At 35.9% G+C, this 18,521-nt stretch carries 17 protein-coding genes and 1 pseudogene; all 18 read left to right on the top strand.

Going from position 1 to position 18,521, the window contains the following annotated elements; translation table 11 throughout:
* Nucleotides 1-307: 307 nt before the first annotated feature.
* The 18 genes and pseudogenes from HUX68_RS09685 to HUX68_RS09600 all read left to right on the top strand — a co-directional run bounded on the left by HUX68_RS09685 (nucleotide 308) and on the right by HUX68_RS09600 (nucleotide 18,469).
* The gene (locus tag HUX68_RS09685; RefSeq protein ID WP_246206757.1) at nucleotides 308-1,600 is read left to right on the top strand and encodes an MFS transporter; all 1,293 of its coding nucleotides are present in this window, start codon (nucleotides 308-310) and stop codon (nucleotides 1,598-1,600) included.
* Between the two features lie 205 nt (nucleotides 1,601-1,805).
* Nucleotides 1,806-2,155 (top strand): annotated as a pseudogene (locus HUX68_RS09680) (Fur family transcriptional regulator).
* A 318-nt stretch (nucleotides 2,156-2,473) separates the two neighbouring features.
* Complete coding sequence (locus HUX68_RS09675; protein WP_174614630.1) at nucleotides 2,474-2,947, top strand: flavin reductase family protein; 474 nt, start codon at nucleotides 2,474-2,476, stop codon at nucleotides 2,945-2,947.
* A gap of 27 nt (nucleotides 2,948-2,974) precedes the next feature.
* Nucleotides 2,975-4,459: a 4-hydroxyphenylacetate 3-hydroxylase family protein gene (locus tag HUX68_RS09670; RefSeq protein ID WP_174614629.1), complete on the top strand. Its 1,485-nt coding sequence runs from the start codon at nucleotides 2,975-2,977 to the stop codon at nucleotides 4,457-4,459.
* Nucleotides 4,460-4,561: 102 nt separating this feature from the next.
* Nucleotides 4,562-5,110 carry a 3-hydroxyanthranilate 3,4-dioxygenase gene (gene nbaC / locus HUX68_RS09665; protein ID WP_174614628.1) on the top strand — a complete coding sequence of 183 codons (549 nt, stop codon included), beginning with the start codon at nucleotides 4,562-4,564 and terminating at the stop codon, nucleotides 5,108-5,110.
* Nucleotides 5,111-5,227: 117 nt separating this feature from the next.
* Nucleotides 5,228-5,989, top strand: coding sequence for an arylamine N-acetyltransferase family protein (locus tag HUX68_RS09660; RefSeq protein ID WP_174614627.1), 762 nt, complete (start codon nucleotides 5,228-5,230; stop codon nucleotides 5,987-5,989).
* Nucleotides 5,990-6,094: 105 nt separating this feature from the next.
* Nucleotides 6,095-7,102, top strand: a complete 1,008-nt coding sequence (locus HUX68_RS09655) for an amidohydrolase family protein (RefSeq protein ID WP_174614626.1) — start codon at nucleotides 6,095-6,097, stop codon at nucleotides 7,100-7,102.
* Complete coding sequence (locus HUX68_RS09650) at nucleotides 7,102-7,551, top strand: RidA family protein (RefSeq protein WP_425509539.1); 450 nt, start codon at nucleotides 7,102-7,104, stop codon at nucleotides 7,549-7,551. The genes HUX68_RS09655 and HUX68_RS09650 overlap by 1 nt, the downstream gene beginning before the upstream one ends.
* A gap of 12 nt (nucleotides 7,552-7,563) precedes the next feature.
* Entirely contained in the window at nucleotides 7,564-9,033 is a 1,470-nt protein-coding gene (locus HUX68_RS09645; RefSeq protein WP_174614624.1) for an aldehyde dehydrogenase, read from the top strand.
* Between the two features lie 159 nt (nucleotides 9,034-9,192).
* The gene (locus tag HUX68_RS09640) at nucleotides 9,193-9,906 is read left to right on the top strand and encodes a 2-keto-4-pentenoate hydratase (protein WP_174616416.1); all 714 of its coding nucleotides are present in this window, start codon (nucleotides 9,193-9,195) and stop codon (nucleotides 9,904-9,906) included.
* A 43-nt stretch (nucleotides 9,907-9,949) separates the two neighbouring features.
* A complete protein-coding gene (locus tag HUX68_RS09635) occupies nucleotides 9,950-10,741 on the top strand; it encodes a 2-keto-4-pentenoate hydratase (RefSeq protein WP_174614623.1) in 792 nt (263 codons plus the stop codon).
* A 281-nt stretch (nucleotides 10,742-11,022) separates the two neighbouring features.
* A complete protein-coding gene (locus HUX68_RS09630; RefSeq protein WP_174614622.1) occupies nucleotides 11,023-11,577 on the top strand; it encodes an NADPH-dependent FMN reductase in 555 nt (184 codons plus the stop codon).
* A 251-nt stretch (nucleotides 11,578-11,828) separates the two neighbouring features.
* Nucleotides 11,829-12,575 carry an IclR family transcriptional regulator gene (locus HUX68_RS09625; RefSeq protein WP_174614621.1) on the top strand — a complete coding sequence of 249 codons (747 nt, stop codon included), beginning with the start codon at nucleotides 11,829-11,831 and terminating at the stop codon, nucleotides 12,573-12,575.
* A gap of 442 nt (nucleotides 12,576-13,017) precedes the next feature.
* Nucleotides 13,018-14,031: a TRAP transporter substrate-binding protein gene (locus tag HUX68_RS09620; RefSeq protein ID WP_174614620.1), complete on the top strand. Its 1,014-nt coding sequence runs from the start codon at nucleotides 13,018-13,020 to the stop codon at nucleotides 14,029-14,031.
* Between the two features lie 14 nt (nucleotides 14,032-14,045).
* On the top strand, nucleotides 14,046-14,525 hold the full coding sequence (locus tag HUX68_RS09615; protein WP_174614619.1) for a TRAP transporter small permease: 480 nt from the start codon (nucleotides 14,046-14,048) through the stop codon (nucleotides 14,523-14,525).
* A complete protein-coding gene (locus HUX68_RS09610) occupies nucleotides 14,522-15,802 on the top strand; it encodes a TRAP transporter large permease (protein ID WP_174614618.1) in 1,281 nt (426 codons plus the stop codon). The genes HUX68_RS09615 and HUX68_RS09610 overlap by 4 nt, the downstream gene beginning before the upstream one ends.
* A 531-nt stretch (nucleotides 15,803-16,333) precedes the next feature.
* The gene (locus HUX68_RS09605; RefSeq protein ID WP_174614617.1) at nucleotides 16,334-17,815 is read left to right on the top strand and encodes a 4-hydroxyphenylacetate 3-hydroxylase family protein; all 1,482 of its coding nucleotides are present in this window, start codon (nucleotides 16,334-16,336) and stop codon (nucleotides 17,813-17,815) included.
* A 108-nt stretch (nucleotides 17,816-17,923) separates the two neighbouring features.
* The gene (locus HUX68_RS09600) at nucleotides 17,924-18,469 is read left to right on the top strand and encodes an FAD synthetase (RefSeq protein WP_425509513.1); all 546 of its coding nucleotides are present in this window, start codon (nucleotides 17,924-17,926) and stop codon (nucleotides 18,467-18,469) included.
* Nucleotides 18,470-18,521: the final 52 nt, after the last annotated feature.

Raw genomic sequence — 18,521 nt, 5'->3', positions numbered from 1 at the left:
TAAGTTGCATAAGAGAAACTATTTCCACCTTAAATAAAGGATGATGTTGTAAAGAGAAAAGATTGAATATTTAATCTTTTTGTGAGGTAGAATTATACGATTATGACTTGAAATGTAAAATCCAGGAATGACCATAGTCCATAAATGTAAAAAGTTAAGAAAATATACGGAAAATTTGCGACTGGTGCAATGGTCATATCTAGGAATGACAGACTTAATTATCAAAGGGGATGTTATCTTGAGTCAAAATTCTGATTTAACGGATTCACATCGTTCAAAGAGTCTAACAAATCGTCATAAAAAATCTATAAATGATACTAAAAAAATTCCAGGTATTACTTATTTTGTTGTAGCTATGTGTTGGTTTGGCATGTTTGCCGAAGGATATGACCTAGCAATTTATGGTGCTGTCCTCCCAGCATTATTGGAATATCCAGAATGGTCATTATCTGCAGCGATGGCAGGTTCTATTGGAAGTATGGCCCTTATTGGGATGTTAATCGGAGCAATATGTGTAGGGACTATTACCGATATTTTTGGCCGGAAAAAGATCATGATAGCTTGTCTAACCCTTTTTTCTATAATGATGGCTTTTTCTGCAATGGCACCATCTCCTGAATGGTTCAGTTTATTCCGTTTTATTGGAGGGATCGGATGCGGTGGTATCATTCCCACGGCCTCTGCCCTAACTATTGAATATTCCCCTAATAAGCGAAGATCACTGATTTATGCAATGATGTATTCAGGATATGCATTTGGGGGTGTATTCTCTGCCTTAATTTCAATCTTTTTTCTTGATGAATATGGTTGGCGTTTAATGTTTTTTGTTGGTGCAACACCTATCCTTGTTGTGCCTTTCATGATTAAATTTTTGCCCGAATCAATTGATTTTCTAACAGCTAAAGGTAGATACTCGGAGGCTGAGCAAATTGCGAACCGTTATAATATTTCCATTAAATCTGTAGAGGAAAATCAATTGAATAAAAAGCAGCAAGGGGAAAATAAATCAAGTACAGTAGCTACACTTTTTTCAAAACATAATTTTCGTGCAACTGTATTTTTCTGGATTACTTTCTTTCTAGGATTATTTATGATTTATGGATTGACAACATGGTTGCCCGAAATAATGAGGGAAGCAGGTTATGCACTTGGTTCAAGTCTCGGGTTTCTTTTAATGCTTAATTTTTCAGCGGTTGTGGGATCTATTTTAGCTGGTGTGGCAGCGGATCGATGGGGATCAAAAAAAGTAATCTTTATTTCATATTTGTTGGCGGGTATTTCAATTGCTTTACTAAGCGTAAAAGTACCAATGCTGATTATTTATGGTCTAGTTGGAATTGCAGGATTTGGAACAATCGGCACAACGTTGATCTTAAATGCATATATTTCAAAATACTTTGATGCAGAAATTCGAGCAACAGCTATAGGATGGGCGCTTGGATTTGGTAGGATAGGAGCTATTTTAGGTCCTATTCTCATTGGATTATTTATGTCATGGAATTTTGATCTCTCAACAAACTTCTTTGTGTTTGCTTTTGCGGGAATTGTTGCTGCGTTGTCAATTTTATGTATTCCAAAAAATAAAAAAGGAGGAATTTAGATTTAAAGAGCTGGTCTAAAAAATAAATCTTTCTAAATTATGACAAGTTGATTGGTAGGGTGGATGTAATAAAGATTTCTAGATCCGCATCCACCTTTATTTGTCCCACTAGCACTTACATTAATCTGTTTATAAGAAAAATAATATTTTGAATCAGAAAAATGAGGGGGATAGTGACAATGTCCAAGAAGCGTTTAAGACAAGCATTAGATATAATGTATTAATCGGGAGTAAACTTCACCCAACAGCTGAGGAAATATACGAAGCAATTGCGAATAAATTCCCTAATATGAGTTTGGCAACGGTATATAACAATTTGCACTCTTTAAAAGACATTGGTCTTGTTCGTAAATTAACATAAGTAAATATACCTAGTAGATTGGATGGGGTACTACGGATCATTATCATATTATATGCAGTGAATGTGGCATAATAGTAGATTTTAATTATCCTACCTTAAGGGAGGTGGAATCATTGGCTGAACAAATGACAGGTTATAAAATAAGTAATCACAGAACGGAAATTTACGGGAAGTGTGGGGAATGCAAAGCTTAGCGGATATTCCAAGTAATTCTGATTAGGATTAGGTATCATATTTGGGTTTCACCAACATTTTAATGTAAATAACGCTAATATACAATCCTCTATACTAATTTGGTGCTGGTTCCAAACGATTTAAACCCTATTTAGAATCAGGAGAGAAGTGTAATCGAAAACAGTCAATTTTCAATGTTTACTACTATATTCTATTATAATTAGGTTGTTTATCAAAAAAACTTTGCATTATTTCATAATATGAAATAATGCAATAGAATGGAGCTGCTATTTACTGTAGTATAACTCAATAAATAACAAGGGGGTGACATTATCGAAATGACCGCACGTGATTTACGTAATTGTTTAGGTCAATTTGCAACAGGGGTAACTGTTGTGACATGGATGGGCGAAGATCACCTTCATTATGGTGTTACTGTAAACGCCTTCACATCAGTTTCTATGGATCCTGCGCTCGTGCTGATCTCAATTGACCGCAATGCTAATGCTTGTAAGGCTTTAAAAAACAGGTCGTTTGTCATTAATATCTTATCGGCAAAACAAGAGCCATTGGCCCGTCAATTTGCGGGAAAACCTCAACAAAATTTGCAAATTGAATGGGAATATTCAAATGGTGTTCCCAAATTAAGGAATTCTTTGGCAACCATTCAGTGTACCCCCTGGAAAGAATACGACGGTGGAGATCACGTCTTGTATATAGGTAAAGTCGAGGACTTTATCCATACAGACAAGGAAGGTTTAGTATTCTTCCAAGGGAAATTTATGCAAACAAAGGCACTTGAAAAGATTTGAATTAGATTATACGAGGAGGGATTAATAATGGGAATTCGAACAGGTGAACAATATATTAGAGCCTTAAAATCCAGACAGCCAGAAGTGTGGATGAATGGTAGGAAGGTTACGGATATAGTTAATGAAGATAATTTTAAACAGCCGATTCGTGAAATTGCAAAGCTGTATGATATGCAACATGACCCCAAGTATAAAGAAAAAATTACGAGTGTTTGTGAGGAAACCGGTGAAAGGGTATCCAATGCGTTTATCGTTCCAAAAAATTATGATGATCTAATGGCTCGTAGAGATTTATATGATACCTGGGCAGAGGCAACTTTTGGATTAATGGGAAGGACACCAGATTTCTTAAATGTCACCGTAACCTCTATGGCAAGCAGCCCGGATTTTTATAACCAATATAATCCGCAATGGGCGGAAAATATTCAAAACTATCATAGGTATATTCGTGATAATGATTTATTTTTAACCCATGCTTTAATTAATCCACAGACGGATCGGAGCAAGTCTTCTCATGAACAAAAAGACACTTTCACACATTTAGGTGCTGTTGAAGAAACTTCTGAGGGTCTTATTGTGCGTGGAGCAAAAATGCTCGCAACCCTTGCACCGGTTACGGATGAGGTTATTATCTATTCCTTTCCTGGTTTTAAACCTGGAGATGAAAGATATGCGTTATCTTTTGCAATTCCAATTGATACTCCAGGGTTGCGTTTAATGTGTCGGGAACCAATGCAAGACGGAAAGCGTCCAGTATTTGATCATCCTTTAGCATCAAGATTCGAGGAAAATGATGCAGTTCTTATCTTCAACGATGTTCTGGTACCTTGGGATCGCATCTTTCTCTATAATAACGTGGATGCAGCAAATCAGCTTTATTCCAAAACTGGTTTAAGTCAAAATACTCATCAAAATGCTGCGAGAGGATTAGTTAAACTAAAGTTTGCTCAAGAGGTCGCTTCGAGAGTAGCTGATGCAATCGGTGTAGACGGGTTTCTAAATGTGCAAACGCAATTGGGTGAGCTGGTTCAGTCTGTGGAAACGATTAGGGCACTATTACGCACAGCAGAAATGGAATATCATATAAGACCAAATGGTGAGGCAGTACCAAATCCAATACCATTGGAGACAATCCGTGGTATTTTGCCAAAGGCATATCCCCGAGCTATTGAGGTCATCCAAACAATTGGAGCCAGTGGATTAATTTTACCCCCGACAGGTGCGGATTTAGATAACCCAGAATTATCAGAGGATATTGACCGTTATTATGGAGGACGTTCAGGTATATCCGGTGAGGAACGAGTACGTCTATTTAAATTAGCTTGGGATTTAAGTGGTGAAGCATTTGGCCAAAGATTAGTGCAATATGAGCGTTATTATTCAGGCGATCCTGTTCGGAAATTGGGAATGTTCTATAGTAACCACAAACGTAAAAATTCTTTCAATATGGTGGATAGGGCGCTAGAAGGGGCAATTAATTTTAAAGATCAATCTACGGAGAATCCAGTATGAATCAAAAATTGATTACTAGACCACAAGTTCGGGTTGTATTGAGCTTTACAGATTGTATGCTTCACTGAAAATAATTAACAAATTTAAGGAGGAATCTTACAAATGAGTATAAAATCCGAAAAAACTAATTTGAATTCAAGAGCTTTTAACTTACTATATGCAATTGAGGAAAACAAGGACAAGTTACAACCGCCTGTTAATAACATGCAGCTATGGGATGATTCACAATTTATTCCGATGCTAGTGGGTGGTCCTAACAAGCGACGCGACTTCCATATTAGCCCTTCTGATGAATTCTTTCACCAAATCAAGGGAAACTGTTATGTGGAATGTATAAATGAACAAGGGGAACGTGAAATTGTAACTGTTGGCGAGGGAGAAATGTTCATGCTTCCAGCAATGGTTCCGCATTCTCCGCATCGTACTGCAGGTTCCTATGGAATCGTTATCGAACAAAAAAGAGAGGGAAAACCCGAAAGTGTCGTGTGGTATTGTGATAATTGCAACCATGAATTATATAAAAAAACCATGGAAATCACGGATATTGTAAGTCAATTGAAGGCAGTTATCGAAGAATTTAATTCAAATGAAGAACTTCAAACTTGTGATAAATGCGGTCATAAATTACCTGAAGCGGAAGAGTGGAAATAAGGGTGGGATTTTCACCCTTATTTCCCTGTATCCCTCTGGAATTAACTTTTCAAAAGCATCTGTTTTTGAAATAAGATCAAAAAGTTTAATAATAACTATCATGGTAGGTGATCTAATATGGATGCAGATGCTTATTTAGATCGCTTTCATGCGGAAAAACGTGTCGATGCAGACTTGCCATATCTGGCCTACCTGCAAATGCAGCATATGCTTCATGTGCCTTTTGAAAATTTAGATGTCATTAATCAGGTACCGATTACCTTAAATAGAGAGAAGTTTTTTGATAAAATCGTGAACCATTACCGTGGAGGCTTTTGTTATGAATTAAACGGCTTGTTCATATGGTTGCTACAACAATTGGGGTACCAAGCCCATTTGATTAGCGGGACTGTACATCAGAAAAACGGAATATGGGCACTAGCAAACAGTCACGCAGCGATATTGGTTGAATTGGATCAGTCTTATTTAGTTGATGTTGGTTTTGGTGATTCAGTTCGACATCCTTTACCGATTACAGGAAAATCAATAAACGACGTTAGTGGCAAGTACCGCGTGATATATAATGAACAAAACGAATTGGGTCCTTACCTTTTACAAAAGAATAGAGAAGGACTATGGACTAATCTTTATTGTTTTGACATAGAGGAAAATAAATTAATAGATTTTACATCTATGTGTAACTATAACCAAACTTCACCTGATTCACCGTTCACCCAAAATCTTATTACAACTATTGCTACCGAAAATGGCCGAATTACGCTTTCAGATAATATATTAACGACTACAAAAGGGTCATTCAAATCAAGAAAAGAAGCGAATAACAAGGAAGATATTTTAGAAAAATTTTTTAACATATCACTTAACACAGATGCGAAATAATGAAGGTAAGATAAATGGCTGTATTGTAAAAATTGATAGTAGTGAAGATTTACGAAAAATTAATAACTGTACCCATGCAGTGCTTGAAAATGGAGGTTTATCAAAATGAGGGTAGATTTTCATACTCATATTGTTCCAGAAAACATAACAGATATAGCGGAGAAATTTGGAAATGGACATTTTCCAAAATTAGAAAAAACATGTTCTTGTGGTGCCAACATTATGATTGACGGGAACGTATTCCGAGAAGTAACTGATCAAGTGTGGAGCCCTGAAAAACGAATTCAAGATATGGATGCTGAGGGTGTAGACATACAGGTGTTATCACCCATACCGGTGACGTTTTCCTATTGGGCAGCAGTAGACGAGGCTGAAGAAATGTCAAAACTTCAAAATGATTTTATCGCGAATACTGTTAATCAATCCCCTGACCGATTTATAGGACTGGGGACTGTACCATTACAAAATGTAAAGGCATCCATTGAAGAGATGGATCGTTGTATCCATGAACTTGGGTTAAAGGGAATTGAAATTGGTACGAATATTAACGGTAAAAATTTAGATGAACCAGAATTTGCATCCTTTTATGAAGCGGCTGAGAAGTGGAATGTTCCATTATTTATCCACCCTTGGGAAACATTAGGTAGAGAACGTATGCCAAGACATAATTTTATGTATACGGTTGGAATGCCTAGCGAAACAGCTTTAGCAGCAGCAAGCTTAATAAATAGTGGTATTATGGAAAAACATCCAAATTTGAAAGTGTGTTTCGCACATGGGGGTGGATCATTCCCATATATACTTCCCAGGTTGGATCAAGGGTGGAATGTATGGCCAAGTCTTCGATTAACAAGCAAGCCACCAAGCCATTATACAAAAAACTTTTATTTTGACTCATTAAATTATGATCCGTTAAATATACAGTATTTGGCAGACCGCTTTGGTTACAATAGAATCGTTTTGGGATCTGATTATCCGTTTCTTTTAAGGGAAGTTCCACCTGGTAAAATAGTAGAGGGAACCAATCAATTATCAAAAGAAAAACGAGAAGCTATATTAGGAAATAATGCTCTTGAGTTACTAAATATTGAAGTAAAGGAAGAGGCAAAATGATGAAATCGCCGGAAGAAAATATAACAGAGCTTGGAATTGAATTGCCATCAATTAGACCAGCGGCTGGCAATTACATTAGTTGTGTTAGAACAGGCAATCTACTGTTCACTGCCGGTCAAGGGGTTGATCAATACCACGGTAAGCTAGGAAAAGAGCTAACAACTGAGGATGGTTATCAGGCGGCTCGACTATCCATGCTCAATTTACTAAGCATAGTGAAAAACGAATTAGGTGAATTAAGTAAAATAAAGCAATTTGTTAAGTTATTAGGAATGGTAAATTCTACAGAAGATTTTACAGAGCAACCAAAGGTTATGAATGGTGCCTCGGATTTGCTTGGAGAAGTTTTTGGAGACATCGGTAAGCACGGCCGTTCAGCTGTTGGCATGCAACAGCTGCCTAATAATACAGCGATTGAAATTGAAATGATATTAGAAATTAAGGAATAGGAGGAATGGAATGTGACGAATGAAGTTTTAACTGAAAATAAAATTGTACAAGATTCAAAGTTGTTTATCGACGGTAAATATATTGATGCACTTTCTGGTCAAACATTTGATGCGTTAAATCCGGCAACGAATAAGAAGTTAGCTAGTGTGGCCAAGGGCGGAAAGGAAGATGCGAAACGGGCTGTTGACGTTGCACAAAATGCGTTTGCTAGTGGTGTTTGGAGTGAAATGCCTGTAAATGATCGATCACGTATATTGTGTAAAATGGCAGATTTAATAATGAAAAATGTTGAAAGACTCGCCTATGTTGAAACTTTAGATGTAGGTAAACCAATTAGTGAAAGTCGTGGATTTGATATCCCGCGTGCGGCTTCCAATTTTCGATTTTTTGCAGAAATGGCTAAATATACAGTAAATGAACATTATGATATGCATAACTTTACGTCGTATGCACAATATGCACCTGCTGGAGTAACAAGTCTAATTATTCCTTGGAATTTGCCTTTTATGCAATTGACATGGAAGGCTTCTGCTGCATTGGCTGCAGGCAATACAGTTGTTGTTAAACCAGCATCATACACGCCATTAAGTGCTGTTCTGTTGGGTGAAATCGCTAATGAGGCTGGGCTGCCTCCTGGTGTTCTAAATATATTGACTGGACCAGGAGGAACAATAGGAACGGCATTGACTACCCATCCTTCTGTCCAACGAATTTCCTTTGTTGGTGAATCAAACACAGGTAAAACTGTGATGCGTAATGCTTCGGAAAATTTAATACCTGTTTCATTAGAGCTAGGAGGTAAATCAGCAAACATTGTATTTGATGATGCTGATTTAGATGAAGCAGTTGCAGGTTCAATTGACGCAATTTTCCGTAATCAAGGTGAAATTTGTCTATCTGGTTCAAGAATTTTAGTACAAGAAAACGTTTATGATTTGTTTTTAGATAAGTTCCTTGCAGCTGTAAGGAAAATAAAAGTAGGTGATCCACTGGATGAGACTACAGATATGGGTGCACTAGTATCACGTAGTCATATGAAATCGGTCGATGAATATGTACAGATTGGATTGGCCGAGGGTGCCAAACTTGCACATGGCGGTAAGGTAGTTGCAGGCATGGAAGAAGGGAATTTCTATGAACCGACTGTCTTATATGATGTGGATAATAAAATGCGGGTTGCACAAGAGGAGATTTTTGGACCTGTCCCTGTTATTATTCCATTTAAAAATGAGGAAGATGCTATTAGAATAGCAAATGATTCAATTTATGGATTAGCGGGAGTTGTCTGGACGAATGATATGCGGCGCGGTCAACGTGTAACCTCACAAGTTCATGCTGGTTTATTATGGGTTAACTGTTGGTATATACGCGATTTACGTACACCATTTGGAGGAGCGAAAGCAAGTGGTATTGGACGGGAAGGCGGCAGGCATAGCTTCGATTTTTATACAGAGGCAAAAACAATTACGTTGAAAAAATAAAGAAAATGTTGAAGGAGTTTATTCAGCGACATGATTTTAACTGAGGGGACAAAAAGAGGAATAAGCGGTCAAAATTGTGAGGAGGTTTGAAACTTGTCGGTACATCATGGCCAATTTGCATCAGAACTGTTAGAAGCTGAAAAAACACGCCTGGGAATTATGCCGCTAACAGACCGTGATGATTCTTTAACAGTGGAAGATGCCTATCAAATACAACTTAAAATAGTAAAGGAAAAACTTGCTAAAGGTAAAAAGATAATCGGGAAAAAGGTTGGTTTAACAAGTAAAGCAATGCAAGAAATGTTAAAAGTAGATGAACCGGATTATGGTCACTTGTTTGATAATATGCAAGTTTTAAATGGTGGTGTTGTTAACTTAGATACATTGTTACTTCCGAAAGTTGAAGCAGAAATTGGATTTGTTCTGACGAATGATTTGGAAGGGCCAAATGTTACTTATTTAGACGTGTTAATGGCGACAAAATATGTAGTGCCAACGATTGAGATTATCGATAGTCGTATAGCTGATTGGAAAATTAAACTAGCCGACACTATTGCTGATAATGGTTCATCTTCAAAAGTAGTTATTGGGGATAATGTAACGCAAATCGATCAAGTCGATTTACGTACAAACAGTATGACCTTATTCAAAAACAATGCGCTTACAGCAACTGGTGCTGGTGCTGCAGTGCTTGGTCACCCAGCCGAGGCAATTGCTTGGCTAGCAAATAAATTGCATACTTTTGGAATCACCTTAAAAAAGGGTGAATTGATTTTGCCCGGAGCTTTAGCTGGTGCGGTAACTGTATCTGCAGGAGACGAAGTTAAGGCAATATTTGGTTCGCTTGGTTCTGTCAGCGTTACATTTAAATAAGTATCTCATTGGAATACTACTAGCATAGTTGGAGGTTTAAGTCATGCCTTTAATGAAAAATAAGGAAAAGGATATTATTAAATTTCTATATAATGCAGAATGCAATGCACAAGAAATTGTTAAAATAACCGATCAATACCCAAAATTAACTGTAAAAGAGGCGTATAGCTTACAACATGGATTGCTCGCCCATAAAATATACGAAAACGGTACTAAAAGGATTGGTATCAAGTTAGGTTTAACGAGTAAAGAGAAACAAAAAATGATGGGTGTTAATGAAGCTATCTACGGTTATTTGCATAGTGACATGATTGCGTATGAATGGGAACCAATTGAATATTCTCCTCTTATTCATCCTAAGGCAGAACCTGAAATAGCGTTTTTATTAGGTGAAGATCTGCAAGGAGAAGATGTCACAGCTCGGGATGTGATTAGCGCAACAAAATACGTGGCTCCGGCTTTAGAGATTATTGATAGTCGGTTTAAAGATTTCCGTTTTACGTTAGCTGATGTTATTGCTGATAATTGTTCATCAGCTAAATTTATTGTAGGGAGTCGATGGGTTTCGCCAGGTGCTATTGATTTGGGGAATATTGGTATGGTGCTATCTAAAAATGGCAAAGTTATCGCCACTGGTTCCAGTGCTGCTGTGTTAGGTAATCCCGTTACGGCAATTACCTGGGCTGTTCATCAATTAGCATCAAAAGGAGAAGGGCTTAAAAAAGGAGACGTTGTCTTAAGTGGAGCTATGTCCAAGGCTATTGCGTTTAATTCTAATGACTCCATTGTAGCTCAATTTAATAATTTGGGAAGTGTTTCATTATATTGTGAATAAGCGAATATGAACGGGATTTGTACTTTATAGAAGTCTCCTTTGCTAAATCCGTATGAAAAAAAAGTTATCATGGAATTGATTATAAATTTATTTTTGAATTTATAATCAATTTTTTTGGAATCAAAAACACAAATTTCATATTATGAAATTTGCTAGTTGTTCCATTTTATAACGTTAAGTACAATGATGCTATAATAATAATTTGAATTTTAAATAAACGATAATAAATATTAGAATTTAACGTATATAAAAATAAATTTACCTTTACGAGGAGGATAAAGATGAAAGTATTGGGAATTTCAGGAACTATTGTAGGGGAGAAAACTTCCATATTGGTAAATTCCGTTATTGATGAAATAAAAGAAATTGATACAAATATTGAAACAAAAATTTTAGATTTACGAGATTATGATATGGAATTTAGCGATGGAAGAGAGTTTGACTTATATAATGAAGATACTAAAAAGATTATAGTTGAAGTATCAAACGCTGATGCTTATTTAATAGGCAGCCCTATATTCAACGGATCAATACCTGCCCCACTAAAAAATGTATTTGATTTAATAGATCCGTCGATTTTTCGTCAAAAACTTATGGGATTTGTGGCAAATGGGGGAACTTATCAGCATTATCTTATGATTGAAAATCAATTAAAGCCCATAGCTGGTTATTTTCGTTCCCACGTATCTCCATGCTATATATACGCACATGATAGCCATTTTAATCCAAATAATAAAATTATCGACGATGACTTATTAAATCGGATTCATAACCTTGCACAAGAGATGGTATTTTTTCAAAAGGTATTAAGATCAAGGATAGACAACTTAATTTAATAACCATACTATTGATCTAGTCCAATATTTCCTATGCAGTCAAAAATTAACTTATTGACACGAACATATAAATTTTGCAGTTAAGGTTACTTTGAATCTGGTAAAAAGTAACTACTTAAATCTATCTATACCAATGAATGAAAGCGATTTCCTTTAATGTAAAAGGGGGTATGAAAAGAATGTAATCTAAATTTTATGTACGCAGCGTAAGTACATGGGTTTTATCAATATTTATTGGAGGGCAATATTCGATGATAGAATCTGTAAAAAGAGCTAGCCAAATTTTAAATTGTTTTACAAATGAGGATTATATATTGGGTAATGCCGAGATTGCAGAAAAGATTGGGTTAAGTCCAAGTACGACGCATCATTTAGTGAGCACACTATGGAAGGAAGGTCTATTAATACGCGTTGATCGTAGAAAATATCGGCTTGGTTGGAAATTACTTGAACTGAATAATTATGTTATGTATCAGCAAGATATCTATGACAGGGCTATTCCGATAGTAAGAGGATTAACCCAAAAATATAAAGGAACAGTTCATATTGGCATGTTCGATAAAGGTGAGGTTATTTTTGTTTTAAAGGTTTCATCTCAGGAATCGTTCGCTTTAGATACACATGTTGGAACAAGGAAACCGGCTTATTGTACAAGCTCTGGTAAGGTGCTGCTAGCTTATAATTCACAATATTTAAAGGAAACTATAAATAGAGGGTTACAACGTCATACCCCAAATACAATAATAAATGATCATAAACTTAAACAGGAATTGGCTATGGTGCGCAAAAATGGTTATTCGATTAGTAATGATGAAAATGATACACGCACTTATGCAATTGCTGCCCCAATTTTTTCATACTCAGGTAAAACTATTGCATCCGTAAATGTAGTCGGTCCAATTTCATATATGCAAGGAAATAACAAAAAGCTGATGATAAAAAGTATTGTAAACACAGCTAAATCAATTTCTCGTGAGCTGGGATATATAGAAATATAACTGAAATCCCCTATAGGATATACTTCTAAGGATTTTCAGGCACCTTTGATTACACAACATTGATAAACATACACTATCGCTCTATAGTAATCTATTCACTTTTTTTGAAGATTTAATATAGTGAAATTTCTGCATTGGGAGAATGCTTTATTTTAGTATACTACATTAATAGCATATTCTAGAGGTTTCAAGGGGGCATTCTAATGAGCAAGTAAAAAGAGTCTTTATAAGGGACAACAAAGCGGATATGTAATTACTGCACCATCATGTAAATAAAACCTGCCTGTATCTAAACAAAGATATCTAAAATGCTTAAAAGTTTTCTCATAATTTGAATACGCTTTCAATGATGATTGAGAAACAATTTCTTAAGAGAACCCTGTTAGTTATTCATACAAAAAAGATAGATTTTTTTATTAACAAATGAAGGGAGAACGTTGATATGAAGATTAATAGAAAACACTGGTTGATTATTACAATTATTTGTCTCTCTGTTATTATTCTGGGAGCTTGTGGAGGAGATGAAGAAGCCGATGCTAATTCTGGGGCTGCAAAAAAGACTTTTAAAATTGGTTTAATTACAGATCCTTCACACATGTGGACTAAAGCAGCGGAAAAATTTAAAGAGGAAATAGAAAAACGTTCCGAAGGTGAGATGACTTTAGAAGTTTTTCCATCCGGACAACTTGGTAATGAAAGTGCTATGCTCCAACAAATTGAGTCCGGCAGTTTGGATTTTGGGTTTATTACAGCAGTTGAATTAAGCTCACGTGAAAAGGCCTTTTCAGCATGGTTTGCTCCATATCTATTTGAAACAATTATGGATGCCCAAGAGGCTAGTGATACAGATGTAGCAAAAGAGATGCTTGGAACGCTTGATAAATATGGGTTACTTGGTTTAGATTACTTATTTGCTGGCCAACGTGTAATGCTTTTTAAAGACAAGAAAGTACAAGGTCCTGAAGATATGGAAGGTATGGTTCTTCGAGTTACACCGGGTCCACCAATGTTGGAATTTTATGAATTCACTGGTGCCTCTACTGAGGGTATGCCACTTACAGAGGTATATTCTGCAGCCCAAATGGGGGTTATTGACGGAATGGATATGGATTTAGATGCGACTATTACAAATAAATATTTTGAAGTTGTTAATTATGCTGCTGTTACGAATCATATGGTTTGGCCTTCGGTTGCCGTGGTTAATAAAGATACTTTTGAGTCACTTTCCGAGGAAGAACAAAAAATTATAAAAAAGTCATTGGAAATTGCATCTGATTATGCTGTCAAAACAAGATCTTCTAAGGAAGAGGAATTTAGGCAAACGTTAAAAGACAAGGGAATGACTGTCTATGAGCTGGATAAAAACGTGTTCACAAAGCAAATCCAGAAATTTGATGAAAAGTATAAACAACAAGGTGAGCTGATTAAAAAATTTATTACTAAGTTTCGAAACTAGCGGGGGGAATAATCGTGACTTCTTTAAGTAACGGTATAGCTAAAATGGAAAAATGGATTTCTATTGTGTTGGTTTTTGGTTTAACAGCAGTTTTAGCCCTATCAGTGCTATTTCGTTATTTTCTAAATAACCCTTTCTCATGGGCAGGAGAAATATCCATCTTTCTTTTTGCCTGGATTAGCTTTTTGGGAGGAAGCCTTGGGATTAAATATAAATCCCAAGCTTCTCTTACCTTCGTGTTGGATAAGCTGACAGAAAAGTATCGGAGAATTGTATTGATTGTTGCACACATCCTAATGTGTATATTTATGGTGATATTAATTAATTATAGTTTCCAATGGGCCTTTTCAGAAAGTGTTTTTTCACAGAAATCAAATAACTTACAAATACCAATGTGGATACCATATAGTTCAATTCCAATTGGACTGAGTTTTGCTACAATTCACATTTTGTCCAGCTTAATTCAGCAATTTAGAAAGGTGGATACCACGTGACAATCGTTGTAATTCTTTTGTTCTTTCTTTTATTGGTTATAGGAATTCCTATTTCTCTGGTGATTGGTATGATAACAGTATTGTATTTCTTTACGTTAGGAAATACTGAGTTATTACATTCTATGCCCACACAATTGTTTTCCGGGTTAAATAACTATGGTTTACTAGCTATCCCCCTTTTTATGCTTACAGGTGAATTGATGAACAGTGGAGGTATTACTACGAAGCTAGTAAAGTTTTCTAAAGTTCTATTAGGTCATTTTAGGGGGGGATTAGCATATGTAACAGTTGTGGCTAATATGTTTTTGGCCTCTATATTAGGTTCTGCGAATGCTCAATCCGCAATGATGAGTAAAACAATGGTTCCTGAAATGGAAAAAGAGGGTTATGATAGGGGATTCTCTGCTGCACTTACCCTTTCCTCCTCCATTGTGGCTCCAATAATTCCTCCAAGTATGATTTTTATTATCTATGGGACATTATCAGGTTCGTCTATTAGCAGCCTTTTTATGGCTGGGATTATACCTGGGATTATTTATGGCATTGCTTTTATTGCTTTGATATCTATTATGGGGTACAAATACAATTTTCCCAAAAGTGAAAGGCCATCGTGGACAGAGGTTTGGAAAAGCACATTAAATGTTTTGCCAGCCTTGCTCGTGCCGGTCATAATCATAGTAGGGATATTAACTGGCGTATTCACGGTTACTGAATCTGCCGCAGTAGCCTGCGTGGTAGCTTTTGTAGTAGGTTACTTTTTTTATAAAGAACTGAAGCTGGGTAAACTTCCTGATGTTTTTTCAAATACCGCCATTAGTACTGCAACGGTTACATTCTTAATTGCTATGGCAAATGCATTTGGATGGATGATTGCATTTGAACAAATTCCACAGGCGATTGCTAATGGAATGGTGTCTATTTCTGAAAACCCACTTGTATTTCTTATGTTAGTTAACATCTTTCTTCTCATACTTGGGGCGTTTTTGGATGGGATTGCTGCTCTAATTATATTGGTTCCGGTTTTCACGCCATTATTAATTACGTATGGGATTGATCCGGTTCATTTTGGAGTAGTTATTTGTATTAACTTAACAATAGGTTTACTAACTCCACCTGTTGGAACAGGACTTTTTATAGTTTCGTCAATTGCTGAAGTAAAGTTTGAAAAAATGGTAACATCCGTATTCCCTTTTTTAGTGGTTGGTGTGTTTTGCCTTATTATAATTACATACTGGGAAAGTGCAGTTATGTTTATTCCAAGGCTTATAGGGTTATAACCGGATGTGAATATTCAAAAGATATCGTAAAAGTAAACTTGGTGAAAGGGATAAAGAGGGGGAACACCCCCTCTCCCTCAACAGTTCAACGCTCATTTGAGATGAAGAGTATTTAGCCCGTGGATTCACCGTATCACCTCGTAATCTCCGCTTTATCCAAATGCCAGTCCCTTGATATAAAGGCGTTTCAGCGAAATGGAAGTAACTAAGCCATCAATATTTTTACAACCTTTGCTAAAATAAAAATTCTTATCCAAAGAGAGTCAATGACGAAAGTTTTTATTTATTTCATAGTGTTAAATCCAGCCGTTGTTACAAAAAGTATTACTCATTATAGTATATTTACACTCCAATAAAAAAAGGTGTTTAAATTATTTATCCACTGTCGTATGAACTTAGTATGAAGGTGGATATCATGTTCTATATTTAGGTAATGTAAACGTTCCCCTGTAAATCCTTTTTTAGGGAAATATCTAAAAATGAACATTGATATATGGATTGAAAATATTAAATTATTGAGGGAGAAAATTAATGGGAATAAGAACAGGAGAAGATTATATTAATTGTTTGAAATCGAAGCAGGCAGAAATCTGGATGGGTGGTAAAAGAATAACTGATGTCGTGAATGAACCTGTTTTTAAACAGCCAATTAAAGAACTTGCCAGCTTATATGACATGCAGCACGATCCTGATATTCAAGAAGAAATAACACATATTTGTAAAGAGACTGGCGAGCGTGTCAATAATGCATTTTTGATTCCTCGGAATGGTGAAGATTTACAAAAGCGCAGAAGGTTATATGAAGTTTGGGCGGAAGCAACATTTGGTTTAATGGGCAGGACTCCGGATTTTTTATCAACAGTGGTTACATCGATGGCAACCAATGACTGGTTTTTCAGACAATACGAAGAACAGTGGGGAGAAAATATTGTAAATTATTATCGCTATATCAGAGACAATGATTTATTTTTAACAAACGCCATTACAAATCCGCAAAACGATCGAAGTAAATCTTCTCACGAACACGGAGATATATATACTCATTTGGGCGTAGTAAAAGAAACGGATGATGGATTGATTGTTCGTGGCTCTAAAATGATTGCAACACTGGCACCAATGACCGATGAGGTAATTATTTATTCATATCAAAGTTTTAAGCCGGGTGATGAAAAATATGCAATTTCATTTGCTCTCCCAATTGATACTCCTGGCTTACGAATTCTATGTCGTGAGCAAACCCAGAATGGTACACTTTCGATATGGGATCATCCATTAGCTTCGAGATATGAAGAAATGGATGCAGTATTAGTCTTTAATAATGTTTTAGTCCCTTGGGAACGCATGTTTATTAATCAAAATGTTGAAGCAGGAAATTTATTATGTCAAAAAACAGGCATTAATTTACAAGCCACACATCAGTCAGGAATAAGAGGGCTTGTAAAATTTTCATTCGTTACTGAAGTTGCAAGGAATATAGCTGATGCAACAGGTTCCGACGGTTCATTAAATATACAAAACCTTTTAGCTAAATTAATACAAACAGTTGAAACCATAAGGGCGTTGCTACGGATTGCAGAATATGAATATGAAATAACCTCAAATGGTGAAGCCGTTCTTAATGACATACCACTTGAAACAATTCGAGGAATATTACCTAATATGTATCCAAAAGCAATTGAGGCATTACAAACTGTTGGTGCCAGAGAGTTATTAATGATGCCATCTGAAAGGGATTTCTTAAATCCTGAGTTTTCCGAGGATATGAATAAATATTTTTCCGGACATACAGGTGTATCCGCTGAGAAACGAATACGTTTATTTAAATTAGCGTGGGACCTTTGTGGTGAGGCTTTTGGACAAAGACTAGTACAATATGAGAGGTATTATTCCGGTGATCCGATTCGTGAGATGACAACGTTTTATAATATGTATAAAAAGAATAGGCCAACCTATCCAATGGTTGAAAAGTCACTAGAAGGAACATTAGAGTTAACAAAATCAAACACATTTTAACTATTTAATGAAGTGAACATTACTACAACAAAGTATATATTGTAGATATCCAGGAAATAAAGGTACATTTTTAATTTAGTTTGTAACAAAATAAACTAATTAAAGGACGTGGTCGTAATGGAAATTTATAAAGCGGAAAAACTTAATTTATCTGAGTCAATTATTGCAATAGGTGCTTTTGATGGTGTACATCGCGGTCATCAAGCAGTTATTCAGGAAGCTGTCAGGGAAAGTAAAAAAAGGAGAATCCCAAGTGTAGTATATACTTTTGATCCTCCACCACGAACTTATTTTCAAGGTGCGTACATTTTAACTTCTATTGAAGAAAAGATACAAAAGTTTAAAAAGCTGGGTGTCGATTATGTTATTGTTGCGCAATTTAATGAATCATATATAAAGCGCACTCCAAATAGTTTCATAAATGAATTAAAGCATTTGTCCCCAAAAAATATAAGAGTAGGAGAAGACTTCCGATTTGGTAAAAACCGAAAAGGAGATGTTGCTCTACTGAAAAATCACTTTTTTGTTCAAACTGTTAGTGAAGTTTGTTGTAATCAAGGTTTGCGTATTTCTTCAACAAGAATTCGTAATATGGTATTTGAAGGAGATTTAAAGAAAACAGAATCCCTTATGGGTTTGGACAGTTCTTTATGATGAGTCAGTTATAATAAGAATTTAAAATGGAGTGCAAGGTGAGGAGAAAACT

It is taken from the genome of Virgibacillus ihumii, from assembly GCF_902726655.1.
In the GTDB taxonomy this organism is placed as follows: domain Bacteria; phylum Bacillota; class Bacilli; order Bacillales; family Amphibacillaceae; genus Lentibacillus; species Lentibacillus ihumii.
This window is presented reverse-complemented; position numbering and strand designations above follow the sequence as displayed.